At 59.9% G+C, this 10,208-nt stretch carries 10 protein-coding genes; 6 read left to right on the forward strand and 4 right to left on the reverse strand.

The window, feature by feature from the left end; genetic code table 11:
• Positions 1-152: 152 nt before the first annotated feature.
• Both GSM73_RS00645 and GSM73_RS00650 read right to left on the reverse strand, forming a co-directional pair.
• Positions 153-1,082 (reverse strand): alpha/beta fold hydrolase, encoded by a 930-nt coding sequence (locus GSM73_RS00645; protein WP_047228524.1) that lies wholly within the window; start codon positions 1,080-1,082, stop codon positions 153-155.
• Between the two features lie 16 nt (positions 1,083-1,098).
• A complete protein-coding gene (locus tag GSM73_RS00650) occupies positions 1,099-2,553 on the reverse strand; it encodes an NAD(P)/FAD-dependent oxidoreductase (RefSeq protein ID WP_160891322.1) in 1,455 nt (484 codons plus the stop codon).
• A 182-nt stretch (positions 2,554-2,735) separates the two neighbouring features.
• On the opposite strand from GSM73_RS00650, the gene GSM73_RS00655 reads away from it, so the two are divergent.
• From GSM73_RS00655 to GSM73_RS00665, 3 genes are all read left to right on the forward strand, one after another.
• On the forward strand, positions 2,736-3,821 hold the full coding sequence (locus GSM73_RS00655; protein ID WP_047228522.1) for a diguanylate cyclase: 1,086 nt from the start codon (positions 2,736-2,738) through the stop codon (positions 3,819-3,821).
• A 124-nt stretch (positions 3,822-3,945) separates the two neighbouring features.
• Positions 3,946-4,632, forward strand: coding sequence for a cysteine hydrolase family protein (locus GSM73_RS00660; protein WP_160891323.1), 687 nt, complete (start codon positions 3,946-3,948; stop codon positions 4,630-4,632).
• Between the two features lie 2 nt (positions 4,633-4,634).
• The gene (locus GSM73_RS00665) at positions 4,635-5,522 is read left to right on the forward strand and encodes a LysR family transcriptional regulator (protein ID WP_139049584.1); all 888 of its coding nucleotides are present in this window, start codon (positions 4,635-4,637) and stop codon (positions 5,520-5,522) included.
• Between the two features lie 122 nt (positions 5,523-5,644).
• Here GSM73_RS00665 and GSM73_RS00670 read toward each other — a convergent pair whose 3' ends face one another.
• A complete protein-coding gene (locus tag GSM73_RS00670) occupies positions 5,645-6,562 on the reverse strand; it encodes an AraC family transcriptional regulator (protein ID WP_047228519.1) in 918 nt (305 codons plus the stop codon).
• A 247-nt stretch (positions 6,563-6,809) separates the two neighbouring features.
• Between GSM73_RS00670 and GSM73_RS00675 the strand changes: the two genes are divergently transcribed.
• The 3 genes from GSM73_RS00675 (at position 6,810) to GSM73_RS00685 (ending at position 9,558) form a co-directional block, all read left to right on the forward strand.
• Positions 6,810-7,832, forward strand: a complete 1,023-nt coding sequence (locus GSM73_RS00675) for an alpha/beta hydrolase (protein WP_160891324.1) — start codon at positions 6,810-6,812, stop codon at positions 7,830-7,832.
• A 121-nt stretch (positions 7,833-7,953) separates the two neighbouring features.
• Positions 7,954-9,174, forward strand: coding sequence for an MFS transporter (locus tag GSM73_RS00680; RefSeq protein ID WP_160891326.1), 1,221 nt, complete (start codon positions 7,954-7,956; stop codon positions 9,172-9,174).
• Between the two features lie 123 nt (positions 9,175-9,297).
• Entirely contained in the window at positions 9,298-9,558 is a 261-nt protein-coding gene (locus GSM73_RS00685; protein WP_178129652.1) for a hypothetical protein, read from the forward strand.
• Positions 9,559-9,633: 75 nt separating this feature from the next.
• Here GSM73_RS00685 and GSM73_RS26605 read toward each other — a convergent pair.
• On the reverse strand, positions 9,634-10,208 hold a 575-nt coding region (locus tag GSM73_RS26605), incomplete at its 5' end, for a mechanosensitive ion channel family protein (protein ID WP_256676622.1).

The following is a 10,208-nucleotide window of genomic DNA, read 5'->3' on the forward strand; positions in this document are numbered from 1 at the left end:
AGAATTCCTGGCGCAAGCTGTGGGAAAGTGGAAGGAAAGATCGCAGCCTTCACCAGCGTCGACAAACGAAGAATCTTCAGGACTTCATTCTGTCAGGGACTGATCCGCCCACTTCACCGTGGCTCAGGCAGCCTTGAAGAGCGGCATCAAGGTCACTGGCCCAGGCCCTTGAGAAAGTCGCGATACAGCGCGGCGGTTCTCCCGGGTCGCTCGACCATGGGCATATGGCCTACCCCCTCCCAGATTTCCACACGCAAGTCGGCGATGCCCTTGCTCCATACGGGCACACTGCTGACGTCAATCAGCCGGTCCTTGCGACCCCAGAGCAGCAGCGAAGGCGCGCGGATGTCGGGCAGGCGCGGCTCCATCGGCGGGCTGGCGCGAAAATCCACGAAGATCTCTTCCAGTTCATCCCGGCGTTGCTCATAACGCTCGGCCAGCGCCGCCAGCACCACACTCGGCACCCACGGCGGCGAGGCCATCGTCATCGCGTAGAAAGGAGCGAAGTCGTCCCGCGAGCGCACCAGAAACGGGTTGTGGCCGGCTGCCAGGTGCCGCTCCATGTCGCTGGGTTCGGGCGCGGTGACGCCGGCCGGGTCGATCAGGGCCAGGGTGAGTATCCGTTCCGGGGAGGTCGCCGCCAGCCAGGCGGCGAGATGACCGCCCATGGAGTTGCCGATCACATGGACCTTGTCCAGGCCGCAGGCATCCAGCAGTTCGATCACCCGTCGGGCCTGGGTCGGGATGTCATAACCGCCGCCGGCCTTGAAGCCGGTTTCGCCATGACCGGCCAGGTCAGGAATCACCACCCGGTAGTCGCTGACAAAATGCCGGGCAAAACGCAGCCAGAGGTTCTTGTCGGCGCTGTAGCCGTGCAGCATCAATATGCTGCCGGACGCTTCGTAGGGCCCGCCTTGCCAGGTCGACACGGTCATTTCGCTGATGGGCACCGTGATCTTGTGCAGTCGGTACAGACGCGCTTCCAGGGCCATGCCCATGTCGTACAGCACATGGCCGATGCCTGGATACGTCAGCCAGCTCCAGGCGATAAACACGGCGAGGACTACCCACAACACCAACATGCTTTGCCCTCCAGGGTCAGGACAGAATGTGATCGGCCAACCGGAGCCGACGAGTCAGATAGTGATAAGTGAAGCTGAAACCGGGGAACATCGCGACGACGTGGCCGCTTTTGCTTTGATACCAGCTGTGACAGCCGCCGGATTTCCATACGGTGCGTTGCATTTCCCGGTGGATCATTTCGGTGTAGCGCTGTTCGGCGGCGGGCTGCACTTCGATGCTGCGCAGGTTTTGCCGGTTCAGGGTGCGGATGCAGTCCAGGATGTAGTTCATCTGCGATTCGATGATGAACAGTGCCGAGGTGTGACCGATGCCGGTGTTGGGCCCGGTCACGATGAACAGGTTGGGGAAGTCCGGCAGGCTGGTACCCAGGTAGGCGCGCGGGTATTGGGCCCAGACGTCGTGCAGTCGGGTGCCGTTGCGGCCGGTGACGGGATAGGAAATCACCCCGTCGGTGGCGTCAAAGCCTGTCGACCAGATGATCAGGTCCAGCGGGATGTGCTGGCCGTCCCGGGTGATGATGCCGGTTTCATCGAGGGCGGCGATGCCGTGCTCCTGGCCATGCACGCTGACGTTGGCCCGGCACAGGGCCGGATACAACGTACTGGACAGGATGACGCGCTTGCAGCCGATCAGGTAGTCAGGAGTCAAGCGACGACGCAGAACCGGATCCGGCACTTGGCGCTCAAGCATGTTCAGGGCCTGGCGCTGGACCATGCGAACCGCCGGCCGTGAATATTTGAACGCAATCACCCGGGTTTCGAATTGCCAGTAGATCGACCAGCGCAACAGGGTGCGCATCGGCGCCAGGCTCAGCAACCAACGTTCGAGACGGTTGAACGTGCGGTCGCGGCGTGGCAGTACCCAGTGGGGCGTACGCTGAAACACGTGCAGATGCGCGACTTCTGGCGCAATGGCCGGGATGACTTGGGCGGCGCTGGCGCCACTGCCGACGATGGCAACGCGTTTGTGGCGGTAGTCGTAGGTGTGGTCCCAATCATTGGTGTGAAACGTCTTGCCCTGGAAGCGATCCCGGCCTTCGAAATCAGGGATCACCGGTTGGCTGAGGGGGCCTGTGGCATTGATCAGGAATTGCGCATGAAAGGTCCCTAGGCTGGCGGTGTCGACGATCCAATGTCGGGCATTGTCGTCCCATGCCACCCTCTGCACATTCGCGCCCAGTTGTACCTTGTCCTGCAGGGCGAAGCGTTCGATCACGTGCCGGGTGTAGCGGTGCAGCTCCTCCTGGCCGGCGAACATCCGGCTCCAGTCGTAAGCGGCGAATGAGAGCGAATACAAGGGCGACGGCACGTCTACCGCCGCGCCGGGGTAGGTGTTCTGGCACCAAGTGCCGCCGAAGAAATTCCGTCGCTCCAAGAGCAGGAAATCCGTTATGCCCTCTTTGAGGAGATTGATTGCCGTGCACTGGCCCCCGAACCCGCTGCCGATGATCAACACCTGATAGCTGCGCATGGGCCTCCTTTCTGGTGGTGGTTGCCGATTCCCTTTGTCATGTATAGCCAAAATCCGAGCGGAGCCGTGCATTTGATGGCGAATAAATAACCCTTCATCGATGGTGGCTATTTGATGCTGCCCTGATAGACTCCAAATAACCCTATCCCACAACCCGGGAAGCCCTCGGTGCAGAGGCCTCTATGCAAAGAACGGGACGAAAGGGACTGTCATTGGCCAGGAGGCTTTACACCTCACGAATCCTGGGCCTGATGCTAGGGTTGTTGTTGGTGAGTGTCGCCGTCTATCCCCTTGACCCGGCACCTTGGGTCTGGTGGGCCATGCTGTTCAACGGCTTGTTATGGCCGCATGTGGCCTATCAGTGGGCCCGTCGCGCGGCGCAGCCGTACCAGGCTGAACGCCGAAACTTGCTGATTGACGCCTTTCTTGGCGGTTTCTGGGTCGTTGCGATGCAATTCAATCCGCTGCCCACGGCCGTTACGCTGGCAATGATGGCGATGAACAACGTCTCCATCGGGGGCTTGCGTTTTCTGTTCGCCGGGGCGGCGGTCCAAGTGACGGGCATCGCCCTGGGCCTGGCGATCTTTCCGTTGACCAGTGTGCCGATGACCAGTTCGGCGCAGCTCTATGCCAGTTTGCCTCTGTTGTGCATATATCCGCTGGCGTTGGGCTGGATCTGTTTTCGCCAGACCGCCATCCTGGGCCGGCAAAAGCGCGAGTTGTTGGCCCTGAGCCGTACCGACAGCCTGACCGGTCTGCTCAATCATGGGGCGTGGAAGGACCGGCTTAACGAGGAGTTCCAGCGCTGCCTGCGACAGCCACACGATGGGGCTGGTCACGGCGTGATTGCGCTGATGGACATCGACCACTTCAAAGCCATCAATGACACCTATGGCCATGGCGCTGGTGACATCGTGTTGCGTCAGCTGGGCAAGATGCTCAAGCAAAACCTGCGGGCCACCGACATTGTCGGACGTTATGGGGGGGACGAGTTCTGCGTGATTCTGCCGGACCTGACGTTGCACAATGCCGTGCTGGCCATGGAGGCCCTGCGTGAGCGGTTCGCCCTGCTCGGCTACGAGCAGGCCCCCGCGCTAAAGGGCAGTCTGAGCATTGGCCTGGCCGCCTTCAACCCGGCCTATGGCGACGCCACTCTCTGGCTCAACGACGCCGACCAGGCGCTTTACGAGGCCAAGACCGGCGGGCGCAACCGGGTCGTTTGCCATCGGCAGTGCCAGATGCTCGAGGAACCGGCGGTTTCTTTCTGATTCAACCGAGGAAGAGGGTTTATTTGTGCGTAACACAAACAAGTCCTGTTCCAGCCGCACTGTGTTCCGGCCTGAACTATCCCCCTAGGATTGCTTCACTCAACCACTTGTGAAGGAATCCCTCATGCAACGTTTTACCCGTCGTTTGCTCGCCGCTTGTGCGTTCTCCAGTATTGTCGCCAGCACCGGCGCATTGGCTGATGCCCATCCCACCATTCGAGCCATGGCTGGCGCGGAGCCGGTCAACCAACTCCCGGCCGGTAAAACCGCGTTACTGGTAATCGATTTTCAGAACGAATATTTCACCGGCAAAATGCCCATCCCTGACGGCGCTGCTGCGTTGGCCAATACTCGCGAACTGATTGATTTCGCCGATGATCACCACATGCCGGTGTTCCATATCCAGCACATTGCGCCGGCCGGTTCGGCGGTGTTTGCCGAGGGTGGCGAAACCGTGAAATTCCATCCGGACATGCAGCCCCGGGCCCAGGATGTTGTCTTGCAAAAGACCACTGTCAGCGTCTTCGGCAGTACCGACCTGGACAAGCGTTTGAAGAGCGCTGGTATCGAAAACCTGATCATCTCCGGTCTCATGACCCACGCGTGCGTGGCCGGTGCTGCCCGTGATGCGGCGCCGCTTGGCTACAATGTGTTGGTCGCCTCCGATGCATCGGCTACCCGTGCGATCACCCGGGTCAGTGGCGAAGCGATCGACAAGGACGCCTTGCACAAGGCCGCACTGGCCGAGGTCGAGGATACTTTCGGTGATGTGATGACCACCGCCCAAATCATCAAGCTGCCGGTACGCTGAAAATGAATCAGATGCTCGCCATGCGCGTGTTTCGCTGCATCGTGGAGGCTCAGGGGTTTTCAGCCGCGGCCGAACGACTGGACACCACTCATTCGTCGGTGTCGCGCAACTTGCAGCAACTGGAGTCTGTGCTGGGCGTGCGTCTGATCAATCGCAATACCCGACGCATGAGCCTTACGGCAGCAGGCGAGCGCTACTACGCCGCTTGCGTGGATATTCTGGATCGCGTTGATGCCGCGTCCCAGGCGGTGACCCTGGAACAGGAACGGCCCTCCGGGCTGCTGCGCATCAGTTCACCGCTGGTGATCGGTACGCTGGAGCTGGCACGTTGGTTGCCGGCGTTCCAGGAGCGCTATCCGGACATCCAGGTCGATTTGTCCTGCTCGGATCCGCTTGTCGATCTGGTAGCCGATGGGTTCGATGTGGCATTACGGATTTGCGGGCCGTTGGCCGACAGCAGTCTTGTCGCGCGCTTGCTCAGCGTTTCGCCGCTGGTTCTGGTGGCGGCACCGGCCTATGTCTTCAAGCGCGGGCTGCCTCGCGGCGTTGCTGAACTCAACGACCATCGGCTGCTGACGTATGCCTCGGCCACGCAGTGGGTGCTGGTGGGGGAAGCAGGGGAGTCGAGCACGGTGGATTGCGCCAGCAGCTTTCATACGGACACCATCACCGCCTTGCACGCCTGCGCTCTGGCGGGCGGGGGCATTGCCGCGTTTACCCTGGCGACGGTGCAGGATGACTTGCTGACGGGAAGACTGGTGCGGATTCTGCCTGAGTACACGCTTGGGCAGCGGCACTACTATGCGCTTTACCCGCATGCGCGGAATTTGCCGGCCAAGGTTCGAGTGTTTGTGGATTACATGGCGCAGTATTACGGCGCCAGGAACTGATGGACCTTGGACGGAACAGCGCCGGGGCCTGAAAAGCCCAGACAACGTTGCGACGATTTAAAAGATGTAGCTGAGCCGTGGCGAGGGAGTTCCCTCGTCACAATGGGGCAAGCCACAATGAATCAAACAGCCTTGGTGTGATCGGCTGGCCCGCGCAACGTCGCAATATCCCGCTTGGGCGGCATGCCAAACAAACGGCCGTACTCACGGCTGAACTGCGAGGGGCTTTCATAGCCCACTTTGAAGGCCGCACTCGCCACGTCCATATGCTCATTGAGCATCAAGCGCTTCGCTTCGTTCAACCGTAGCCACTTCTGGTACTGCAGCGGACTCATCGCGGTGAGCTGGCGGAAGTGATGGTGGAAGGTGGGGGGGCTCATCTGCACACGCGCCGCGAGGTCCTCTACGCGGATGTGTTCGGTGTAATTCAATTTCAGCCAGTCGATGGCTTTGGCGATCCGGTAGCCCTGGCTGTCCACGGAGGCGATCTGACGCAGCCGCGAAGCCTGGTCGCTCATCAACAACCGATAATGAATTTCCTGTTGGATCAGCGGCGCCAGTACAGGGATCGCGTCAGGCTCATCCAGCAGCGCCAACAAGCGTGCGAACGGCGCCAGAAGCTCAGGTGTTGCTGTACCAATGCCTGCGCCAATTCCGATGGGCCGGTCTCGATACGGCGTCATGCCGCTCTGGGCGACCAGATCGGCGACCATGCGCAAGTCGAGCTTGAAGACCAGGCCCAGGCAAGGTTGCTCCGGGCTTGCCACCATCACTTCAGAATTGGCGGGGATGTCCAGCGAAGTGATGAGAAATCGTGTGGTGTCGTATCCATACGCCTTGCCACCTACCCATACCTGTTTCACGCCTTGGGCCACGAGCACGATGCTCGGTTCGATCATGCAGATGACGGGACGCGCCGGGGCTTCACGTCGAAAGAAACTAAGGCCGGCCACCGGCATATCAAAGTCCCCCGTCTGTGGGGTCCGGGCGTCAATGATTCCGGCGAGCGTCTCTTGCAGGGATTTGCGTTGGGTGGTCATGGCGGGTTCGGGGGTTGTCCAGGGCTGATAGCTATAGGCAGAACAGTAACTCGCCAAGCGAAGCGCTGCCTACCCGAACTGGGGGAACTCATAGGATCGGGCAAGAAAAGCAGCGCAATGCGCTACCTGAAATCCGGGTTGAGCGCTGAGAATTTGATCCGACCTGACTCAGGAGATCATTACTCAATGCATGTTCGAGCCTACGCGGGTGACACCCCTCGAATCACTCAAACAGAAGGACTATCCAGTGAAAAGAATGCTGCTTGCCCTCGGTCTGCTTATCGTCTCTTGCTCATCCATGGGGGCTGATATGTCCAACGTTGCTGACAACTTCTACAAAAGTGACAAGGTGACAGTGGAAAAGGTCGCCTTCAAGAATCAATACGGGATGGAGGTGGCAGGTAATCTGTTTGTCCCAAAGGGACTGGACCCGAAGGCGAAAAGCGCCGCCATCATCGTGGGTCATCCCATGGGCGCGGTGAAGGAGCAGAGTTCCAATCTGTACGCGACCAAAATGGCCGAGCAGGGTTTTGTTACGCTCTCCCTGGATTTGTCGTTCTGGGGGGAGAGTGAGGGTACGCCGCGCAATGCGGTGTTGCCGGACATGTACGCAGAGGATTACAGCGCTGCGGTGGATTTTCTCGGCACCCGGCCGTTCGTCAATCGCGAGCGCATCGGCATCATTGGTATCTGCGGCAGCGGCGCTTTCGTCATCAGCGCAGCCAAGATCGACCCGCGCCTGAAGGCCATCGCGACGGTCAGCATGTACAACCATGGCGACTTGTACCGCAAAGGCCTGGGTAACTCGACAACGGCGGAACAGAAAAAACAGTTCCTGGCCACGGCAGCCGAGCAGCGCTATGTGGAGTTTATCGGTGGAAAAACCGCGTACACCTCTGGCTCACCGCTGAAATTGACGGGCGATGCCATCGCGGATGAGTTCTTTGACTTCTACCGGACCCCGCGTGGCGAAGTCACTCCCGCCGGCGCTTCGCCGCAGACCACGACCATGCCCACGCTGTCCAGCAACGTCAAGTTCATGAACTTCTACCCGTTCGATGACATTGAAAGCATCTCGCCGCGTCCTTTGCTGTTTATCACCGGCTCCGAGGCGCACTCGCGTGAGTACAGTGAAGATGCCTACAAGCGGTCTGCGCAACCCAAAGAGTTGCTCATCATCCCGGGAGCCAACCATGTGGACCTTTACGACCGGGTGAACCTGATCCCGTTCGACAAGTTGGCCGGGTTCTTTCGCAACAATCTGAAGTAACTCCCTCAATCACGCCATCACTTGGCACCTCTTGTCCTGCGGCAGCGATCTTCGGTGCCGCAGTTCGTCCCCTCGAGTCTTCAGTGGACCCGACGCTCAAGAAACACAGGATTCATATCCCATGACCGATAGCGTATTGCCCATCTCCCAAGACCGCCCCACGTGGAGCGCGGTGCTTGCCATGTCCCTCGCTGCGTTCGCCCTCGTTGCATCGGAGTTCATGCCGGTCAGCCTGCTCACGCCCATTGCGGCCGATCTACACATTAGCGAAGGGCAGGCCGGTCAAGGCATCGCCGTGTCTGGCGCCTTCGCCCTGATCACCAGCCTGTTCATTGCATCGATTGCCGCTAGGGTGGACCGTAAAAGTTTGCTCCTGCTGCTGACACTGTTGATGATCATTTCTGGAACCGTGGTCTCATTGGCACCCAATTACGCGGTATTCATGGCCGGACGCGCACTGATCGGCGTTGCGATTGGCGGCTTTTGGTCGTTGTCAGCCGCCACGGCCATGCGGCTGGTGCCGGATCACCAGATCCCACGGGCCCTGGCGATCGTCAATGGCGGCAATGCGTTGGCGACGGTGGTGGCGGCGCCGCTGGGCAGTTTTCTTGGGCAGATAATCGGTTGGCGTGGCGCGTTCTTTTGCATTGTGCCTGTCGCCGCCACCGCTTTGGTCTGGCTGCTGTTACGCCTGCCCTCCATGCCGGCACAGACGAAGCAGGGTAGCGCCAACGTGTTCAAATTGATGGCGCGAGCCCCCATAGCCTTGGGCATGCTGGCTGCCAGCGCATTCTTCATGGGTCAATTCATGTTGTTCACCTATCTACGACCGTTCCTTGAAACGGTGACGCAGATGAGCGTGTCTTTGCTTTCGTTTGCATTGCTGGTGATTGGCGTGGCCGGTTTGCTCGGTACCTTTGTGATCGGTGCGTTCTTGAAAAATGGCCTGTACCGGACGCTCATCGTCATCCCGTTGCTGATGGCAGCGATTGCACTTGCCCTGGTGGGGTTCGGGGCGTCGGCAACCATCACGATTATCCTGCTGGGGCTTTGGGGGTTAGTGGCCACCGCTGCCCCCGTCGGCTGGTGGACCTGGCTGGCGCGAACGCTGCCAGATGATGCCGAAGCAGGGGGCGGATTGATGGTCGCGATCATCCAGCTTGCGATTGCGGCGGGTGCCACGGTGGGCGGCATCCTTTTCGATCTGAGCGGCTATCAGGCGACTTTCGAAGCCAGCGCGGCTGTGCTGGGTGGTGCAGCCGTTCTCGGTATCCTGGCTGCACGGGCCGCGGTTCGGGATTGCCCAGACATCCGCGCCCGGGCGCAGGCCAAGGCCGTTTGAGCAGATGACCGTTGAGCGCCTGCGGTTGGTGGCACATTGATATATTGGTAGGCTAGGGGCTCGTTACCTATCGAGTGGGTCAGTGTGACTACCGAGCGAATTTTCCAGTTGGAGCAAGCCCTTATGGCCGTGATCGCTGCGGCGGGAAAGATGGGGGTCTGCAGTGATGAACTGTGCGCGCAGGCGGTGGGCGGGTTGATGTTTGAACACCATTGGAGCTGGACAAACGCACAGTACGCGCAAGGGGCGGCCGACGAGATCGACAACGCGTTGAGCCTTCTCGTAGGGAAACCGCCGGTGGAAAACAGGTCGCCGGCGATTGAGGCCGGCGCCAATGCGTTGCTCAATCCGCCAGCTAATTCGCGGTCTGTCAGTTTTATTTGATACGAGTGTGCGCCCATTTGCGTATGCGCCCTCATCGCGAGCAAGCTTTGCTCCCACAGGGTAAGTGCTTGGAGGTTAATGCTGCGAGCGATACTCAGGCGCGGCTTCCAGCGAGGTCTTGTGAGCGTTTTCCTTGGACGTTTGCCCCTGCGTATCGGGTAGCGAGGCGACATGAACGGTACGGGCCGGGATCGCAAACCGCACACCGATTCTGGCGAATTCTTCCATCATGCCCAGGTTGATCGCCTGTTGGACATCCATGTAAACGTTGTAGCTGGGGTCCAGCACGATGTACACCGTTTCGAATTCCAGTGCGCTCTCGCCGAAACCGCGAAAGTGCGAGCGGTCGAAGCGGGTCTTTTCCTGAGCCTTGATGATGTTTTCGACGATGACCGGCACTTGCCTTAGCTGTTCTGTCGAGCAGTCATGGGGCAGGGCGAATTCAAAGACGATCCGTCGTTCCTGAAGCCGTTTGTAGTTCTGAATGGTGGTGCTGATCATTCCGGCATTGGCCATCACGATCTGCTCGCCACCCAGGCTACGGATCCGCGTGGTTTTCAAGCCGACATGTTCCACGGTGCCGGCCAGGGAACCGACGACAATGAAGTCGCCGACCTCGAACGGCTTGTCCACGGCGATGGACAGCGAGG

The sequence above is a fragment of the Pseudomonas sp. PICF6 genome, from assembly GCF_009831705.1.
GTDB classification, from domain to species: Bacteria; Pseudomonadota; Gammaproteobacteria; order Pseudomonadales; family Pseudomonadaceae; genus Aquipseudomonas; species Aquipseudomonas rhizophila.